We start from the raw sequence: 18,020 nt of genomic DNA on the forward strand, positions 1-18,020 counted from the left end.
TGCCTCCTATCGAGCGCTTTTCGACACGGCTTCGAACACCGCCATCAGGATGCCGAGACGACCTTCCATGAGATTGCGCCCCAGGTTTGCGGCCAACTGTGCAAAGTCCGGCCCCATGACCACGCCCAGATTTGGCGAGGGCGGCGGACCTGATGCGCGCAGTTGAGCAGCCCAATTCTTGGCGGCCTCCGTATCGTCGTGCGCCGTCAATGTGTGGAAGCCGGCCTGCTCGATCGCCTCACACGTAGCGTCAGCGGTCAGGAGAAAACTCGTTTCCGGCGTACGCGCCCAAGGAACGGGATAGTGCGGATCACCGCCGTTCAACACGACGTCGAACGTCGCAAGCTTGCCGCCCGATTTCAGCACACGCCGAATTTCTCGATACAGCTGCGCCCGGTCGGCGATGTTCATGGCCACGTGCTGCAGCAGTACGACATCGAAACGGGCATCGTCAAAAGGAAGCGCCAACGCACTGGCGGTCTGAAACGACACCTGCCCGGCCTGCCCTGTTCGCTCCGTCAAATAACGTGCGGCATCCACGAACGGCTCACTCAAATCGATGCCAGCAACCCGGCAGCCAAAGGTCTCAGCCAGATAGCGTGCCGGGCCACCAATACCCGAACCGACATCCAAAACGGACGTATCGGCCGTGATGCCCGCCAACTTGGCGAGCTCGGCGGTCGCGGCAAGTCCGCGTGTATGAAACTGATCCAGTGCGCTCAGCTGCTGGGACGTGAGTCGCTGACCCTCAGGCCCAAAGACTGCGAGCACTGTCTTCAGCCGCTCGGTCAGGCCAATCGCGCGATAGTGGGTGCGCACGCCCTCAAGTACATCGGTCATCGCAGGATTCCTCTCAGGTTTGCTTTGGTTGTCGCGACCCCCGGGGCATCGATATGGGTATGGCTTCATCGGGGCGAATCAGATGTAACATCGCTTCGTGCGTATGACTATTCGCAACAATGTTGACGGGGTATGAAGCAGAACTTCACAGTCCGGCAAGGCGCGCTCGACGGCGTCGAGGTGTTCCTGAGTGTTGCCCATCACCGCAGCTTTCGCAGGGCAGCGGTGGAACTCGGCGTGAGCCCGTCGGCCATCAGCCAAGCCATTCGCGTACTTGAAACGCGCATTGGCGCAGCGCTGTTCATGCGCACGACGCGTAGCGTCGGCCTGACCGAAGCCGGTGAGCGATTTTTCTCGCGCGCAAAACCTGCCTTCGAGGAGCTTGTCGCAGCCAGCGAAGTCGCGCGCGGCCTTGGCCAGCGGCCCGCCGGACTACTGCGCCTATCGGTTCCGCGCTCCGTGGTGCCGATCCTGCTGGATTCGTTGATCGCGTCTTTTTGCCAGGCCTATCCAGAGGTGGAGGTGGAGATTGCCGCAAACGAGAAGCTGATTGATCTTGCGGCGGAAGGATTCGATGCTGGTATCCGGATGGGTCAGTTCATTGCACCAGACATGGTCGCCGTGAGACTGACGCCGCCGTTTCGTTTCGTCACCGTCGGCAGCCCTGATTATCTCGCACGTCGAGGTCGACCCAAGCGTCCGGAAGATTTAGGCCAGCACGCGTGCTTGAGAATGCGCCGATCCAACGGCGCGCTCGCGCTATGGTCGTTCAACGACAATGACCGCGCCATCGAAGTTGCTGTCTCCGGCCCACTGATCGCCAATGATTTTCCCAGCATGCTCGGTGCAGCCATCGAAGGCATGGGCCTTGCCCAAGTGCCGGAGCCGATCGCCGCTGCGCCGATGAAAGCCGGCAAGTTGATACAGGTGCTGGAATCCTTCGCACCGATGGCGCCGGGTATGTTTCTGTACTACCCCAGCCGCAGAAACATCATGCCGAAACTTCGCGCGTTCATCGATCATGTAAAGGCCCGTTCGAATGCGAACAACAAGGCTCAAGTTCGAACAACTGCCAAGCGTAGTAAGCCGCGCAAAAGGAGCTGACGTTTCAGCGTAATGCGTTGGCAAAATGGAGCGATTTAGCCCGTGTCACGATATAGGTGTTAGCGGCGATACGCGTTGGGTACGATTGGCTGCACTTGTCGACGCATCGAGATACATCTGACTCGTGCGAATGCCTGGGCTCAGTCGACGCAGCCCTTCGATCAGTTGCGCCCCTGCTTCCAGAAGCGCTTCGGTTGGCATGGGATCCAGACGCTCCAGCACAAACCACATCTCCGTGCTGTGTTCGGTGATGCGTGTCCGGATTCCTTGGCGCCAATTCCAGCGTCGACACGTGACGCCGCGCGCATCGCGCCACACCACCTCGCCCGGTTCTGCGGCGTCGATCTTTGGTACACCCTCAGAGACAGTCTCGAATGGCTCACCACCCGATGCCTGCACCAGGTGTGGGGAACCCTCGTACTGCGCCGCATCCTCACCACCAATCGGCAACGCGTAGCGGACGCTGAGCGCGTTGTAGAGATCGACGACGGCATTGACCGCTGGCAGCATCTGGTCGCGCTGCGCCCGCTTGCGCAGCGCCTCGACCGAACACGGCGTGCGCTGCGGTTTGGCACCGAAAGCGCGATAGGCATCACGCCATGAAGTGAGATGAGCCTCCGCCCACGGCGCCGAATCCAACTCATGACAGGCGCTGCGCAGCAGCTCGCTACTGTGCTCGTCGCAGGGACTGTTCCGCGCATGTTCGGCGTAGATGCTCAGCACCGCGAAATCAGGGCGCAACGTGAAGATTTCGGGTGCGATCAAGGGTTCGAAAGACATATTATTCCCAGCGATTGGCGTTCTTAGGAAATCCAGGGCGCTGTATCCGGACCACACAGAATCGCTGCCCTGTGGGCGCTTGCATCACCACCCAGCGCTCAAGGCGATCCACCACGTGAGCCCCCAACGCCTCCAAGCGAGCCACTTCGGCGGGAATATTGTCGGTCTCTATGTCTATATGCACGCGACTCTCATGCGCGACGCGCTGAATTTCAACGATTGGTTCGTCTTCCGGCGTTTCAAGCATGCGGTAGTTGCCGCGCGTGCCTGGATGATCAGCATCTACCGGCCTCCCTAATGCCTCAGCCCAAAAGCTGGCGGCCTTATCGATATCAGATGTGTTGCAATCGATGAGCAATGCACAAAGACGGGAATAATGCATAACGTCCTCATCCGAACTGGGTTATGTGAGATAAGGGATTGGAAACATTCTTGCGCGTCCTCCCCATTTATTACAAACAACCTTACCGATCCACAAGCCTTTGCCGGACGCGATCGAGGCCGGCATCCACGGCTTTCCAAACGCCCTCATCGCCAATGACTTGGCAGAAAAGCTCGTTGATCCCACCCGGCGTGGCATGTTCGCGCATCATTTCTTTGAAATCAGGATCACTTGCCTGCAGAGATCCAGCGAGCTCGCCAAACATCGCCGCAACATAGTGTTGAGCCGACGATTGCGGGATTCCGTGAGCAGTAAGCCAGCCACTTATCCGATTCAGATAGGCAAAATGCGCGGCAATCGTCGCGGTCGATGCTGAGAAGAGATCGAAAGCTGTCTCGTCGTCCACCTCGATAACATGGCCCAGACGATCAAATAGGCTGCGTGCAGGCTCAGTCGCGGGATACAAAGGAGTGATCCCACGCCGAACTGCAACGGACGGCAACGGAATGGCACGCACGATATTCCTGGCCGGTGCAGCGAGTTCACGAAGCACCTTGAGGGGAACGCCTGCCATCACGCTTATCAGGCTCTGATCTTGAAATGTGAGCTCCGACATGACCTGTTGTGCATCGGATGGCCGCACGCACAGAAGCACGACGATAGATTGTTCGACTACGGCCTGATTGCTATCCGCCACGCGAACGTTCGGATAGGAGGCAGCAAGCTTAGCCGCCACCGCTGCGTTACGAGGCGAAAGCAGAATTTCCGGGGGCTCGTCACTTTCACTCAAACCGGAAACGATAGCGGCACCGATCGCACCTACCCCAATGACACCAAGCATCGCGTTGATTCCTCGTGAGACTAGTTGGTTGCTCGATTTCTGCCTGTGTCGTCATGCATGACTTTCACCTATAGAAAGCAGCTTCGACGCCAACGTTAGTTCCTTGGCTCCAATAAGACCAAGATCTAGCCGCCCCCTGAAAACCATGTCCCGATTATCGAGCCGGCACTTACAAGACCGACAATCAGCCACGAAAACGCGTTGGGGGAAACTTTCCGCCAGGCTCGAATCGCATTAGCGATCGCTGCGCCGGCGGCTATGCCGACTGCCACCCAGGGCTTGACAGAGTGCGACTCAAAGAGACCAAACACCAACATGATCGAAAGACACCCTGCCAGTGCGCTCAGGAATGACGATCCAAACGCTATCAGTAATCGCACAACCCCTCCTTCTTGAATAATTCCATCATGCAGCTCACTGCAATGTGTTCGGGTCAAGCTCAAGCACTTTTACACTTTCGATCCAGGAAAGTTTTCGCTCACTTAAGCCCGGAACTCCATCTTAGTTCGGCCCTATCCCGTACCCTGTGTACTTCACGCGCGAACTCTTCACCCATCCCTCCACGTCTACTCCGCTTTTTGGATTCATGTACATGACGGAGGTGAAATCTCCATACGTACCATAACCAGTCAACTGTTCGCGGGGAAGGACGAAAATACCTTTCATCTCGCAACGATCGCTTGGCGCGCTGTAGAACTGCACGCGGCCCGTTCCGATTGTCACCATGACGGCATTGCTTCCCGGGATGCGAATGCCCTCGTCGTTTCCTTTCTTGTCCAGCGCCGGGCAGTCCGTCGCCATGGCAGGGCACGCGATAAGAAGGAAAACCAATGCCACGGGAATTTTTAGCTTTGTCATCGGCAAACACTTCTTGTGAAAAGAACGGTGAATCGACGTTGAAAACGTGACGAGGCCTAAACCCTTGCTCGTCATCCCAGCGGCGAAAGCTGGGATGACGGTGAGGTGATCCTGAAGATCCCGATTGCCCCTCGGTAGCCGAGCCAGCGACCGTCGCGTTCGCGGGACCTCCGCGTCGCTCCGCGCCAATACCATCGCCATGGAGAACGACATCAGCATTCTAAGATGTCTAGCATGGAAACGGCCCTACGCATCTCGTCCCCGCAGTAAGCTGCCTCCGCCGAAGTAGCTCCCGGAATTCGCATGGAACTCTTTCAAACAATGCAGGTGTTCGCCAAGCTCGCCGAGCTTGGAAGTTTCACCAAGACGGCCGACATCATGCATATGGGGCGGCCCCAGGTGACTCATGTGATTCAGGAGCTTGAAGCCTCGCTGGGTGTCCGCCTGTTCCACAGAACAACGCGCAGGGTCAGCCTGACGGCCGAGGGCGAGGCTTTCTACCAACGCGTCTGCGACATCCTCAACAGCGTGTCCGAAGCTACGTCACTCTTTTCGACCAATCGGGAAAATGTCCGCGGGCGTCTTCGTATCGACATTCCTGTCGCGCTGGTCCAGCCGTCATTCATGGCCAGCCTGCATGATTTTCAACGGACTTTTCCCGGAATAAGCCTGATTCTTGGCGTGACGGACCGCCGGCTTGATCTTATTGCCGAAGGTGTCGACTGTGCGGTGAGGATCGGCGAGCTTCCCAGCTCCAGCATGGTCGGCCGACGCATCGGGTCTGTTGTCATGGTCACCTGCGCATCGCCACGCTATCTAAGCGAATGCGGCACACCCCAAAGCCTGGAAGACCTTACCCAGCATCGTGCCGTCAACTATTTCTCGGAGAGCTCGCGAAAAGCCCTGGATTGGCGATTTAAGGTGAATGGCAAGGACACCGTATGCAATGTGAATTCGGGCATTCTCGTCAACGAATCCAATGCGTTCATTGAAGCAGGCTTGGCGGGTTTCGGCATCATCCAGGCACCGGGTGCAAGCGTCGAGCAGCATCTGGCCAGCGGCGATCTGGTCGAAGTGCTAGCCCAGTACCGCCCAAGCGCCCGCCCGATTTCGGTGCTTTATCCGAGCCGTATCCATCTGGCGCAGCAGGTGCGCGTCTTTGCGGATTGGATCGCCGAGGTGCTTCCGAAGCTGCATGGCAAGTGGTTGGAAAGCTAGCTATGCGTGTATCGGCGGCAAGTTGAATAGGCCATCACGCCTCGAATACTCGCTCCGCGCAAAAGCGAATTGCTCCGTACCGTCGCCGTCGAGCAGGATCTTATCGGGCCATCATCGAAGTTCGAGCTCGGCCTCTTTATCTTTGACAGATTCAGCCTTCGCATTCGCGCTGCCGGCTTCTTCCTCATAATCAGAAACCTTTAGAACCCAGCCGGGAAGCGCGATGATGAAGCTGTAAAAATCTGGCTTGACGGTGCTCGTTAAGACGATCTTTGTTTGTTCGCCCAACACTATGCGGAGCAAGGGGGTGAGTACGAACTTGAGAAACGATGGCAACGGGAGAGGATATCTCCTAACCGTAGCAAAATTTTTGTAACCAAACTCCTTCAACAACGACAAAACCTTCGATTCGCCATTAATGAAGTCGTCAATGTGCTGCTCAAATAAAATGATGGGCTTGTGGGCTTGTATTATTTTCCTTGCGCCCAATAGCGCCTTGTACTCGTGACCTTCGACATCTATTTTCAACAATTTTATGTTTTCGAATTCGCAAAATTCGTCAAGTTTCACCAATTTTATATCTACCGACTTTGAATCTCTCGACTCGCTTATGGTCGAGCGACCAAAATTTGTAGCAGGACCAGACAAGATCGCGCTTCCATCCTGGTCAGACAAGCCAACATTGTGGCAAGACATGTTGGTGACCAGATCGGCGTTCAAAGACAGAACTTTAAATATGCGCGGATGCGGCTCGAAGCTGACAACTCGCTTAAAATAATCTGAAAAATAAAGACTGTGGTTTCCGATGTTAGCCCCGACATCAAGCACCGTAGCTTCTTTGAAGTCTATGCCATACGACTCGGACCACTCGAAAAATGTATCCAAGTCATCCTTCTCATACACGCCATTTAGATTTATGTTATGCGCAATAAAGTCGAAAGAAAAAACCACAAGCTGCTTTCGATTATCGGCAATATGCTTACCTGACTGCTTTCGAAGCAGTTGGACCATAAGCCAACGATAGCACTCCCTTAAAAATGCAAGTCGGCTGTGTTTTTTCCTGAAAATAAGCTCTTCTTTATTTGTTAGCACAAAACCTGTTGTATTCGCCTGCATCATGATCGACCCCCTCCGAAAACCAAGCCCGGTTTGCCATCGAAAAGTGAGCAGCCCTTGGGTGGCTCATTTAGCTCCACTCGGGGCTGATGCCGCATCCTCTTAAACATTCCTCACGTTCCTCGAGGCGCCACCTAAGCGCAGCATCCAGCAAGCCAACAACATTCTATTTTTTGTTAGTGAAGAAAAAGAAAACTAGCCAATGTTCAGCAACTTAAGACGCGCAACGGCTGATCTACGCGCAATCCGCCAAGTAGCGTTCGACGAACATGACCACCTTCCATTGTTTTCCGCGCACGCAACAGTGCTGATCGCCTGTGCACATTTATCGACACGCTTCCGGTCCAGACAATGGTGTCACTCGCAACACCGCGAGCCATCAAGCACCCAGGAATCGACACATGAAAGCGTGGCTACTCAAAGATTTCGGCCTTCACAACCTCGTATTTGGCGAGGTACCGACACCGACGCCCAAGCCCGGCGAGTTGTTGATCAAAGTGGGTGCGGTGTCGCTCAACTTCCGCGACAAAGCTATCGTGGATGGCATTTACGCGCCCGAGACGATTCCCAAACCCGTTATCCCGGTCAGCGATGCGGCAGGTGTTGTCATAGCCGTAGGCGATGGCGTCACCCGCTTCAAGGTCGGTGATCGCGTCAATGCGCATTTCTATTCACGATGGATCGACGGCGCGCCTGACGCGAATGAGTCGGCCTATTCCTTTGGCGCACCGCTGCCTGGCGGCCTGGCCGAATACATGATCATCCACGAAGAGAGCGCGGTGCGTGCACCAGGCAACCTGTCCGACGTGGAGGCATCAACGTTGCCGATTGCTGCATTGACCGCATGGTATTCGCTCATGGACGTGGGCCACTTCAAGGCCGGCCAGACCGTTCTGGTGCAGGGCACCGGCGGCGTATCCATTTTCGCCATCCAGATCGCAAGCGCTGCCGGCGCGCGCGTGATCGTGACGTCCAGCAACGAGAAGAACCTCGCCAAGGCCAAAGCACTCGGTGCCTCGGAAGGCATCAACTACACCACCCATCCACAGTGGGAGAAGAAGGTTCTCGAACTCACAGGCGGCAAGGGCGTCGACATCCTTCTGGACGTTGCCGGGGGTAATGGCCTCAACCAGTCTGTCCTTGCGACGAAAGTAGGCGGCGTCATCGTCCAGATCGGTTTCCTGGCGGGACAGACCACCGCTCTGGAGTTGATGCCGGTGATCTTCCGTCAGACCACGATCCGCGGCGTCGCCGTCGGCCATCGCACCTCGTTCGAGCGCATGAACGCCTTTCTAAACGAACACAAGATTCGTCCTGTCATCGAACATGTGTACGGTTTCCAGGAAGCGATCCAAGCCTACGAACATCTGGCTCGCGGACCCTTCGGCAAAGTCGTGATCAACGTCGCTGACGACGCGTCCCGCTAACAGGAACAGCCGCCCATCATCGTAGTCAACGGATGGGCGGCCGGACCTATAAGATGCTGGCTTCAGATCGCAAACAAGCAGTCGCCCACCCCAGAACCGAAGAGCCATCGTCGATGAAAACACGCTTGATCCGTAATGCACTCAGTGTGATCGCTGCTGCGTTGCTAACCGGCAGCGCTGCGGCTGCGCCTGCTTTTGTCTGGGGCGTCTGCGGGCACCCGAACCCGGGCAACGCACTTTGGAGCGACTACACAACTCACTTCTCCACCATGGATCAACGCGGCCTTAAGAGTTACCGTTTTGATATTTATCTTACGGGGGACGGCACGAGTGCCGCGCAACGGCTTCAAACCTTGGTCGCGCTGTCGCACGCCCATCACATTACGCTGCATCCCATTTTGTACGCACCCTTCACCTGGGGCGATGCGACGGACCATGGCCGGTATCCCAATACGGACGCCGGGCTCGAAGCCCAGGGCTACGACCATACCTATCCCATCGTGTTGCAATTCGCCAACGACATCCGCGATTGGGAATTACAGAACGAACTGAGTCTCCGCAAAGGATTCAAGAGCGGAACGGGCCTTTCGGCCGGCGATTACGCAACCCCGCAGGCACATCAGTGGGCTGCAGTGTTACGCGGCATGTCGCGCGCTATCCATGATGTCCGCACTCGAACCGGCAAGCCGTTGCGCGCAGTGGTCGACACGACCTCTGCGGATTTCGGCCTGATACCGTTCCTGGAAGCGCAAGGCGTGCAGATCGACAAGGTGGCCTATCACTACTACTACAAGGCCGAAACCAGTCCTTATCGCATCAGCGTGCTCGGCGGAACCATCGACGTTTTTGCCGAAATGAAGAAAATCGGTAAACCTGTCATCGTCAACGAGCTCAACGCCGCCGAGATTTATGCCCCACTGCATGGCCAACCCTACGACGACGCCAAAGCGGTCACCAGCCTTAAAACGCACATGGAATACCTTCTGAATCAGAAGGAAGCCAACATCGAAGGTGCCGAGTTCTACGAACTCTACGACGAACCTGGCAAGAACGCGGCAGAGTCCAATTTTGGGCTGCTGAAAGATCCTTCACATCCCAAGACACAATTGCTGCTGGCTACGGCGTACACCTGCGGGCAGCTTTCGACCGATGAACGCGCAACATTGATTGCGCACGGGCTCTTTACCGAAGCGAGCCTGGCGGCGCGATTGTCCGCCTGCCCTAAGCCATAGCTACGTAGGCTGGGGTGATAACCCCAGCATTGCCATGCACACGTGCATCGCGGTGTTGGGGTTTGCAGCCCAACCTACGCACTGCGCACTGAGCCGCTGTAATAGCGCACAGATTCAGTTACGCGAGATGCAGTTCCCTCCCCTGCTTGCAGGGGTGGATGAGGCTGGGGTGCGCGAGCAACGCTCGCGTAAGGAGGGAGCTCATATTGCACATCATTTCAGTGCGATGACGTGGTGCCGCACATCTCCGGACGGCACTGCGCTTGCATCGGAATGACTAGGACTACGCCCTCATAAATAGCAGGCTTCCACTCAGGTCACCCTCCTTAGAATCGATAACTTCACAAGCCCTGATGCATGCTGAGCAACGCGCCGGCGAGGTGCACTCCTCACTTGCGACTCCAAACGGGACCGTTGTCTTATGCTGTCCAACCGTATGAAAAGGGTCGTTCGTCTGGAAGTCTTGGCAGGCTTCATGCTTCTACTGCTCGCATGCGGCCTGGCCGTGGTGGCCTCCATCAACAGCCGGCGCGCCTACGACCTGGTCAACCAGACCATGCGCATCCAGAATGCCGTCGGGCAGTTGCTCGGCGAAATGCGGGATGCGGAACTGGGGCAACGCGGTTACTTATTGACGGGTGACGCTGCGTATTTGCAGCCCTACTCCACCGCACGCGGCCAACTCGCCGAGACGCAATCGGAACTTCGATCGCTCATCGCTGATGATCCTGTGCAGCGCAAGTTGCTGGACCAGCTCGATGGTGTAATCGCCAAGAAAATGGCCGCGCTGGCTCATACCATCGAATTGCACAATGCCAACGATCCAGCTGGCGCGTTGGCTGTAGTGAAGACCAGCCAAGACATCCATTTGATGCAGCAAATCCGCTACCTCATAGCGGAATTGGATGTAAACGAAACGAAGCGAGAGGTGGCAAGCCTGCGGGGAGCGCGGCATCAAGAGCAGCAGCTCTTATGGACGATCACGGCCACCACCTTGCTCGCGTTTCTCCTCGCTGTTCTGGTAGTGCGCGAGGAGGCGCGGCAGCGTTATGAGGTGGAATTCAAGAACGCGGCACTCAAAGAACAGATGCAGCAGCATCTGACGACCGAAGCGCAGCTTCGCCAGGCACAAAAGATGGAAGCGCTCGGGCAGCTGACCGGCGGCATTGCGCATGACTTCAACAACATGCTGGCCGTAGTGGTCGGCAATCTCGAAATGGCTTTGCGACGGTTGGAAAAAGGCCTTGATGGCGCCGACAAATTCATCAAGAACGCTCTGATGGGCGCAGATAAGGCCAGCGATCTGACTAAGCGGCTGCTAGCATTTTCAAGACGGCAAGCGCTGCATCCCGCCTCGATCGACGTCAACGCGTGCGTGCAGGAGATGTCCAACATTCTCAGCCGGACGCTGGGCGAGAACGTCACCATCAAACTCATGCTGGCCGATCGTTTGTGGCACGCCTATGTGGATCGCCCTCAGCTGGAAAGCGCCATTCTCAACCTGGCGGTAAACAGCCGTGACGCCATGGAGGGGCATGGCGAACTCATCATTGAAACCGCCAACGCCTATCTCGACGAAGGTTATGCCCGATTGAATGGCGAAGTGTCATCGGGTGAATACGTGATGGTGTCGGTTTCGGACACTGGCCAAGGCATGAGCCAGGCCGTCTTGAACAAAGTGTTCGAGCCCTTTTTCACCACGAAATCCGTAGGGCATGGAACCGGCCTGGGCTTGGCTCAGATCCACGGATTTCTCACGCAGTCCAAAGGGCACATCAAGATTCACAGTGAAGTGAGCGTGGGCACAGTCGTCAGACTCTACCTGCCTCGATCGGAATCCACACAGCCCGCACCGCTTATGCCCCGCAACGGTTTGGTCGCCGCCCTGCCCCACGCCGTATTGGTGGTCGAGGACAATCCGGAAGTACGCACCTTCGTGACTTCCGCCGTAGAAGAACTGGGCTATACCGCCCTTCAAGCAGAAAACGCCGAAGCAGCAGAGAACGCCCTGACGACACATCCAGAAGTGTCGATTCTGCTCACAGACGTCGTGATGCCCGGACCAAGCGGTGTGCAACTGGCCGATGTGATGACCAAGCGTCATCCAGGCCTTCGGGTTTTGCTGATGAGCGGGTACGCACGCGATATCGTTGAGCGGGCTGCGCCTGGTCACAACAACATTCGGTTGTTGGCGAAGCCGTTTACGATTCAGCAGTTGGCGGAGGCGTTGCGTGATGCGTTGAATGAGGAATAGGTCGTTCATGCGTCTACCCACAAGACACCTTCACAACTCGCGAAGCAACCCCATTGCACCTCACCGTCATCCCAGCAAAAGCTGGGATCCAGCGACTTGCAAAGCGCCAAAGGCACTGGATCCCAGCTTTCGCCAATGGGATGGACTCCTCCTGCCTTTCGGCATCACAGTGCCAGGCTGAAGAGAATCACTTTTCAGCTCGTCGCAGGAGGAGTCCGTCATGAACATTACGCGCATTGGTTTGGATTTGGCAAAAAACACCTTCCAGGTGCATGCCGTTGATAGTCACGAACATGTCGTGGTACGCCGTACGCTCAAGCGGGACGAAGTGCTGGCTTTTTTCCGTCATTGCCCGTCCTGTTTGGTCGGCATGGAGGCGTGTGGCGGAGCCCATTATTGGGGGCGTCAATTGCAAAAGCTGGGCCATACCGTTCGCTTGATTCCTCCGCAGTTCGTCAAGCCGTACGTCAAGCACAACAAGAATGATGCCCGCGATGCTGAAGCTATTTGCGAAGCATTGAGCCGCCCCACCATGCACTTTGTCCCGGTCAAAAGCGTTGAGCAGCAAACGTTGTGTCTGGTGCATCAAGTGCGACGCGAGCAGGTGGCACAGCGGACCGCCAAAGTGAATCAGATCCGTGGCTTGCTAGCCGAATTCGGCCTCGTACTGCCACGCCAGATCCAAACCTTGCGCCGTGGTTTGCCTCGGTTATTGGAAGATGCCGGCAATGAACTGACTGACACCGTGCGCGCATTGCTCGATCAACGACGCGAGGAACTCGTGCAGTTGGACGCATGCATTGAGCAGTTGAACCGCCAACTCAAAACCATGGCCATCACCCATGTGCAGGCTCGCCGCCTGGATCAGATTCCCGGCATTGGCCCGATTACGGCCACCGCCTTGTTGGCTCGGATCCCCGACCCAACCCTGTTCCACCGAGGCCGTGACCTGTCTGCCTGGCTCGGCATCGTGCCGGGGCAACACAGTACCGGCGGAAAGGAACGGTTACTGGGGATCAGCAAGCACGGTGACCGCTATTTGCGGTCCTTGCTCATTCAGGGCGCGCGGGCCGTCCTCAAAACCATCCAACACAAGGATGATCCGCGTAGTCGTTGGCTGCAGGCCCTGGCCGCACGCCGCCATCCCAACGTGGCGGCAGTCGCTCTGGCCAACAAGAATGCGCGAGTTGCCTGGGCCATCTTGCGCTATCAGGAGGACTATCAGGCCAGCAAGGCCGCGGCCGCCTGAGCGACGTATCGTTCAGGCGTTTATCTACCTCTACCCCCAACCGTGATTTGCGTGCATGAAGGCTGATAGCTGATTGGTCGGACCGGCACCTGCAAAACCTGATCATCCCACCGTGGTTCAGAACACGTTTCGCCGTTGAGGAGCAGGTGCGCGAACAACCCATCATGGTCGGCGCCAAGCCCAGAGGCTTATCGCACAGACCGAATATACGTGTGCAGTCGCCCCTTCAGCCAAAGCCGCATGCTTGCAGATAGGGAGGAGTCCATATATGGGATGACGCACATTTTAGTTCGTAGGTTAGGGTTTGCACCCCAACCTACCCAACCTCCGCAAGCAACTCCTCAGCCGCAACACGCGCACGCTCAAGGCGCTCAGCCGCAGACGCCCCTTTCATCCCCAACAGCACGCGAATCGCATCCGTGCCAACGAGGCGACTAAAAAACGCCTCACACAGCTTCTTGCGCGTCTTCGGAGCAACACCTTTGAACTCGTCCTTTTGCGCAAGAAAGCCATCGAGATTCGTCGACCAGGCGACAAAGTACGCGTCATAAACCGCTTCGGCGAGATTCGGAAACCGCCTTATCTCGGTGATGACCACGCGCAGTAAAGACATGATCTGCGGGCCTGCCAGTTTTTCCTGAAACACGACACCCGCTCGGACGAGCACGTCCTTGAGCGGCCCTCTCATCATCTCGTCCAGCTCGGCTTGCTTCTCCTCGCTGGAATGATCACAGACATTGGCGATGATCGCGGCAAACAAAGTCTCCTTGCACTTGGCATGACGGTAGAGCGTCATGATCGAAACGCCTGCAGCATTGGCGATGCCTTCCATGCTTGCGCCTTCGTAACCAAGCTGCAGGAACGCCTCCTGCGCCGCATCCAGAATGGCCGCACGCTTGCGCGTCAGAAGCTTCACCTTTGGATGGTTGTCCGACCACTGCCTCATAGATCTCTTGACTCGCGAATTCGAAACGATAATATAGGTTATCGTATTGTAACACTGACGATGGGTTCGCTGCCGCCGCAGTTCCCGCACGGACGCCCTCTTCCCAGTCTTCCCACTTGAAGGCTGCGTTTGGCGACGCCTTTCGCTCCACATCCACAACCGATAACCGCCAAGGGCGCACTCACGAGTTCGCCCTCCGGCCGAATGTTGCCGAGTATCGAGGAGAAAATCGATGTCGTCCCTGGCCAATGCCGCACCGTCTAGGTCAAGCAAACTGTTGAACGCCGTGCTCTGGGTGGCGCAAACCCTTGTCTTCGTGGGCTTCGTGATCATCGGCTGGATGAAGCTTTTCAAGCCCATCCCCGAGCTTGCCGCGATGTGGGCGTGGACAGGCCAACTGCCGGCAGCGGTGGTGCGTGGGCTTGGCATCATTGATATTGCGGGCGGCGTCGGCATATTCCTCCCTGCGCTTACGCGTATCAAACCTGGCTTGACGGTGTTGGCGGCAATCGGTTGCGTGGCTTTGCAGATATGCGCCATGACTTTCCACATATCGCGTGGCGAGATCGCGGCGATACCGGTTAATGTCATTTTCCTGGCGCTTTCCGTCTTCACTCTGTGGGGGCGCCGCGTACAACCTGTACGGCCACGTTGAGCACTACTGAATAGAGTCAGCTGTTCGCCAAGTTAACGAGATCAATCCAATGGCTTCCTCCCCCTGCTTGCACGCTGTTCCCAATACAGAACCCAGTGTTCGCACGGCTGCACAATTGCCGATTCATCTGGCTGACGGCCGCGAAGCATCCAGCACCATCTACAGCTTCTGCGGCCTTGCCGACGGCAAGGAGCATTTCGCGCTCCGCTTCGGCAACGACGATGTCGACGCGCCACTCGTCCGGCTGCACTCCGAATGCATGACGGGCGATGTGCTCGGCTCGGCACGTTGCGATTGCGGTCCGCAATTGCAGGAATCGCTCCTGCGTCTGCATGAGGAAGGCGGCTACCTCCTTTATATGCGCCAGGAGGGTCGCGGTATCGGGCTCTATGCCAAATTGGATGCTTACCGTCTGCAGGAATCGGGGCACGACACCTACGCAGCCAACCGCGCCCTGGGCCATGGCGATGATGAGCGCGACTACACCGCCGCCGCGGAGATGCTGAAGGCGCTGGGCGTCACGCGCATCACGCTCATCACCAACAATCCCGATAAGCGTGCCCAACTGGAAGCGCATGGCATCGAAGTCGTCGCCGTTCGGCCGACGGGCGTGTTCTTCGGTCGCCACAATGTGCGTTACCTGGAAGCCAAGGTTCGTCATACGCACCACACCCTTACGTTGCCGACTGCGGTGAAAGACAGCTGACGGACAGAACCCGCCATGTCCACGCCAGCCGTCGCGCGGATGCGCATTCACCTTTCGGCCGCGTGTTCCATCGATGGCTATATGGACGATACGTCGCAACGGCGGCTGGTGTTGTCCAGCGCTGAAGATCTCCTGGATATCCAGCGCGAACGCGCGCAGTGCGACGCGATTCTCGTCGGTGCCGGCACCGTGCGCGCAGACAACCCTCGCCTTTCGGTGCGAGAGCCACAGCTAGTCGAGGAACGCATCCGCAATGGGCTATCACCGCAGCCTGTGAAAGTGACCGTCACGGCTAGCGGAGATCTGGACCCTGAGGCCCACTTCTTTCAGTCGAACGGGCAGGAAAACATCGTGCTTTGCCCGGCACCCATCGCAGGCGCCCTTCGATCGCGCTATGCCAGATCGGCGACGGTGATAGGCATGGAAGGCCCGATCTCAGCACGTGCCATTGCGCACACGCTTCAACGTAAGGGCATACGCAATCTATTCGTGGAAGGCGGCGGCAGAGTGCTTTCCATGTTTCTCTCCGAGCGCATTTACGATCACTTTCGGCTGGCCATCGCACCTTTCTTTGTGGGTGACGCGGGAGCCCCGCGACTACGGCTGCTTCCCCATCTTGCCAGCCATGACAGGTTGGTGGTCCGGCAGGTCCGATTGCTGGGCGATACGACGGTGATCGATTACGATCTCGCCCGCGGGGTTCGATGGCAGAAGGTGTCCACCCTGTCGGCGAATTGAATAAGAACAGCTAAGTCGGCCAGATCTCGCAACTACGGAGAGCGCCATGAACAGCATCAGCGGACGCGTTGCACTGGTCACCGGAGGGTCCCGCGGGCTTGGCCTCGAAATTGCCCAGGCGCTGGCGAAAGAAGGCATTCACGTGGCCCTTGGTTATCGCAACCGGAGGGAAGAGGCCGAAGGCATCGCTGCATCGATCGAGGCCGCCTACGGCATTCGCGCATTAGCTATTGGCGGTGACGCATCGAAAGCGGCTGACGTCCATAACATGGTCTCCATCGTGGAACGTCAGCTCGGCGGCATCACCATCCTCGTCAACAATGCCGGCATCAATCCTACCGCCACGCTGGATTCCATTACCCAAGCAATGTGGGATGAAACACTGGCAACCAATCTCACCTCGGCATTCCTGATGACCCAGCGCGTGCTGCCAAGCATGCTTGAAGCTCGCTTTGGTCGCATCATCATGATGTCCTCCATCGCGGCTCAGTTGGGCGGCGTAATCGGCCCGCACTATGCGGCCAGCAAGGCCGGCATGCTAGGCCTTATGCACAGCTACGCAAGTCTGCTGGCCAAGGAAGGCATCACCGCCAACGCCATTGCACCAGCGCTGATTGAAACGGACATGATCAAGAACAATCCCCACATCACACCGGATCTTTTACCGGTGAGGCGCTTCGGCCAAGCCGGCGATGTGGCGGATATCGTTGCTGCCCTTGTGCGGAATGGGTACATCACGGGGCAGACGATCAATATTAATGGTGGGTGGTATCACAGCTGAAGCCAGCCACAGTAAACGGAATGCACTTGAATCACGAAAGCGCATCACCTTCTCAAGGCCGTCATTCCCGCGAAAGCGGGAATGACGGCTTCGAGGGGAGCGTAGCTACAAGGAACAACTGAAGCTCACGCCACTCAAATCTGGCTACCTTTGACCCGCGTATCATCCGCAATCCAATTCGTCTCCCACGTCTTGCCATCATCCGCAGAAAACGCCTGCTCGAAATGAATAGCATCGGCGCTGCGCAGCGTAATGACGAAGCGCACCATGATGGGCTTCCCGTCCCACGTTTCCTTGTCGTAGAACATACCGCGCCCATTTGCGAATCCGCCTATGCCTGGCACACCAAGCGTGCCGCTTCGGCTGTTAGCTACGTATAGGCTCCACTGGCGTGTCGCCGGGTTGTAAAGGCGGAATGACGCAAGCTTCAAATGGCTGGAAGCATTCTTCATATCCAGCTCCAGCACATTCGCCTGACCATCCCATACCTTGTGCACAACGGTAATACCGTCGTATTCGGCCCAGGTCTTCGAACCCGTCAAAGGCTGCTTCAACAGCGACACATGGGTTTTCCAGGTGCCAAACTCGAAATCGAACTCGCGCCCGTCGTTGTGGCCAACGTCTGCCGGTTGCGCTCTCACCGTTCCAGCCCAAGCCGCGACCATCAATGCAACAAGCACACAAACCAACCTGAACTTATTGACCAGGGCCACACGTTTCTCCCGACGTTGCGCGGAAGCGCTCTAGGTAGAAACTAGGCCGATGAGTGGTTTGGGAAAATAGCCACTTTGCAGCGGCTCACATAACCACTTTCATATAGGGCCAACCTACAGCGCTTCTTGCCTCACATTCACAAAGACACCCGTCGCTCGTCCATGTCTGAGCGGGACGGA

At 57.0% G+C, this 18,020-nt stretch carries 18 protein-coding genes; 10 read left to right on the forward strand and 8 right to left on the reverse strand.

Annotation, left to right across the window (positions count from 1 at the left end; all coding sequences use genetic code 11):
- Window positions 1–6: 6 nt before the first annotated feature.
- On the reverse strand, window positions 7–840 hold the full coding sequence (locus tag QQJ86_RS16630; protein WP_284322089.1) for a class I SAM-dependent methyltransferase: 834 nt from the start codon (window positions 838–840) through the stop codon (window positions 7–9).
- A 132-nt stretch (window positions 841–972) separates the two neighbouring features.
- Between QQJ86_RS16630 and QQJ86_RS16635 the strand changes: the two genes are divergently transcribed.
- Entirely contained in the window at window positions 973–1,944 is a 972-nt protein-coding gene (locus tag QQJ86_RS16635) for a LysR family transcriptional regulator (protein WP_284322090.1), read from the forward strand.
- 45 nt (window positions 1,945–1,989) lie between these two features.
- Here QQJ86_RS16635 and QQJ86_RS16640 read toward each other — a convergent pair whose 3' ends face one another.
- From QQJ86_RS16640 to QQJ86_RS16655, 4 genes are all read right to left on the reverse strand, one after another.
- Window positions 1,990–2,724 carry a B3/B4 domain-containing protein gene (locus tag QQJ86_RS16640; protein ID WP_284322091.1) on the reverse strand — a complete coding sequence of 245 codons (735 nt, stop codon included), beginning with the start codon at window positions 2,722–2,724 and terminating at the stop codon, window positions 1,990–1,992.
- Window position 2,725: 1 nt separating this feature from the next.
- Window positions 2,726–3,106: a VOC family protein gene (locus QQJ86_RS16645; protein ID WP_284322092.1), complete on the reverse strand. Its 381-nt coding sequence runs from the start codon at window positions 3,104–3,106 to the stop codon at window positions 2,726–2,728.
- 82 nt (window positions 3,107–3,188) lie between these two features.
- Window positions 3,189–3,947: an NAD(P)-binding domain-containing protein gene (locus QQJ86_RS16650; protein ID WP_284322093.1), complete on the reverse strand. Its 759-nt coding sequence runs from the start codon at window positions 3,945–3,947 to the stop codon at window positions 3,189–3,191.
- Between the two features lie 501 nt (window positions 3,948–4,448).
- Entirely contained in the window at window positions 4,449–4,805 is a 357-nt protein-coding gene (locus tag QQJ86_RS16655) for a hypothetical protein (RefSeq protein ID WP_284322094.1), read from the reverse strand.
- Between the two features lie 303 nt (window positions 4,806–5,108).
- On the opposite strand from QQJ86_RS16655, the gene QQJ86_RS16660 reads away from it, so the two are divergent.
- Window positions 5,109–6,023, forward strand: coding sequence for a LysR family transcriptional regulator (locus tag QQJ86_RS16660; protein ID WP_284322095.1), 915 nt, complete (start codon window positions 5,109–5,111; stop codon window positions 6,021–6,023).
- Between the two features lie 111 nt (window positions 6,024–6,134).
- Here QQJ86_RS16660 and QQJ86_RS16665 read toward each other — a convergent pair whose 3' ends face one another.
- On the reverse strand, window positions 6,135–7,142 hold the full coding sequence (locus QQJ86_RS16665; protein ID WP_284322096.1) for an FkbM family methyltransferase: 1,008 nt from the start codon (window positions 7,140–7,142) through the stop codon (window positions 6,135–6,137).
- Window positions 7,143–7,540: 398 nt separating this feature from the next.
- Between QQJ86_RS16665 and QQJ86_RS16670 the strand changes: the two genes are divergently transcribed.
- The 4 genes from QQJ86_RS16670 to QQJ86_RS16685 all read left to right on the forward strand — a co-directional run bounded on the left by QQJ86_RS16670 (window position 7,541) and on the right by QQJ86_RS16685 (window position 13,301).
- Window positions 7,541–8,566, forward strand: coding sequence for a zinc-dependent alcohol dehydrogenase family protein (locus QQJ86_RS16670; RefSeq protein ID WP_284322097.1), 1,026 nt, complete (start codon window positions 7,541–7,543; stop codon window positions 8,564–8,566).
- Between the two features lie 113 nt (window positions 8,567–8,679).
- Entirely contained in the window at window positions 8,680–9,798 is a 1,119-nt protein-coding gene (locus QQJ86_RS16675) for a hypothetical protein (RefSeq protein ID WP_284322098.1), read from the forward strand.
- Window positions 9,799–10,273: 475 nt separating this feature from the next.
- A complete protein-coding gene (locus QQJ86_RS16680; RefSeq protein ID WP_284322099.1) occupies window positions 10,274–12,052 on the forward strand; it encodes a CHASE3 domain-containing protein in 1,779 nt (592 codons plus the stop codon).
- Between the two features lie 220 nt (window positions 12,053–12,272).
- Complete coding sequence (locus tag QQJ86_RS16685; RefSeq protein ID WP_284322100.1) at window positions 12,273–13,301, forward strand: IS110 family RNA-guided transposase; 1,029 nt, start codon at window positions 12,273–12,275, stop codon at window positions 13,299–13,301.
- Between the two features lie 316 nt (window positions 13,302–13,617).
- Here the strand turns inward: QQJ86_RS16685 and QQJ86_RS16690 are convergent, their stop codons facing one another.
- A complete protein-coding gene (locus tag QQJ86_RS16690) occupies window positions 13,618–14,337 on the reverse strand; it encodes a TetR/AcrR family transcriptional regulator (RefSeq protein ID WP_284322101.1) in 720 nt (239 codons plus the stop codon).
- A gap of 142 nt (window positions 14,338–14,479) precedes the next feature.
- Here QQJ86_RS16690 and QQJ86_RS16695 point away from each other — a divergent pair, with 142 nt between their 5' ends.
- From QQJ86_RS16695 to QQJ86_RS16710, 4 genes are read left to right on the forward strand one after another with little or no spacing between them, the layout of a single operon-like run.
- Complete coding sequence (locus QQJ86_RS16695) at window positions 14,480–14,902, forward strand: DoxX family protein (RefSeq protein ID WP_284322102.1); 423 nt, start codon at window positions 14,480–14,482, stop codon at window positions 14,900–14,902.
- 49 nt (window positions 14,903–14,951) lie between these two features.
- Window positions 14,952–15,608: a GTP cyclohydrolase II gene (locus QQJ86_RS16700; protein WP_284322103.1), complete on the forward strand. Its 657-nt coding sequence runs from the start codon at window positions 14,952–14,954 to the stop codon at window positions 15,606–15,608.
- Between the two features lie 15 nt (window positions 15,609–15,623).
- Window positions 15,624–16,346 carry a RibD family protein gene (locus QQJ86_RS16705; protein WP_284322104.1) on the forward strand — a complete coding sequence of 241 codons (723 nt, stop codon included), beginning with the start codon at window positions 15,624–15,626 and terminating at the stop codon, window positions 16,344–16,346.
- 46 nt (window positions 16,347–16,392) lie between these two features.
- Window positions 16,393–17,127, forward strand: a complete 735-nt coding sequence (locus QQJ86_RS16710) for an SDR family NAD(P)-dependent oxidoreductase (protein ID WP_284322105.1) — start codon at window positions 16,393–16,395, stop codon at window positions 17,125–17,127.
- A 134-nt stretch (window positions 17,128–17,261) separates the two neighbouring features.
- Here the strand turns inward: QQJ86_RS16710 and QQJ86_RS16715 are convergent, their stop codons facing one another.
- Window positions 17,262–17,840: a hypothetical protein gene (locus tag QQJ86_RS16715; RefSeq protein WP_284322106.1), complete on the reverse strand. Its 579-nt coding sequence runs from the start codon at window positions 17,838–17,840 to the stop codon at window positions 17,262–17,264.
- Window positions 17,841–18,020 lie beyond the last annotated feature (180 nt).

It is taken from the genome of Dyella acidisoli, assembly GCF_030160295.1.
Classification (GTDB): Bacteria; Pseudomonadota; Gammaproteobacteria; order Xanthomonadales; family Rhodanobacteraceae; genus Dyella_B; species Dyella_B acidisoli.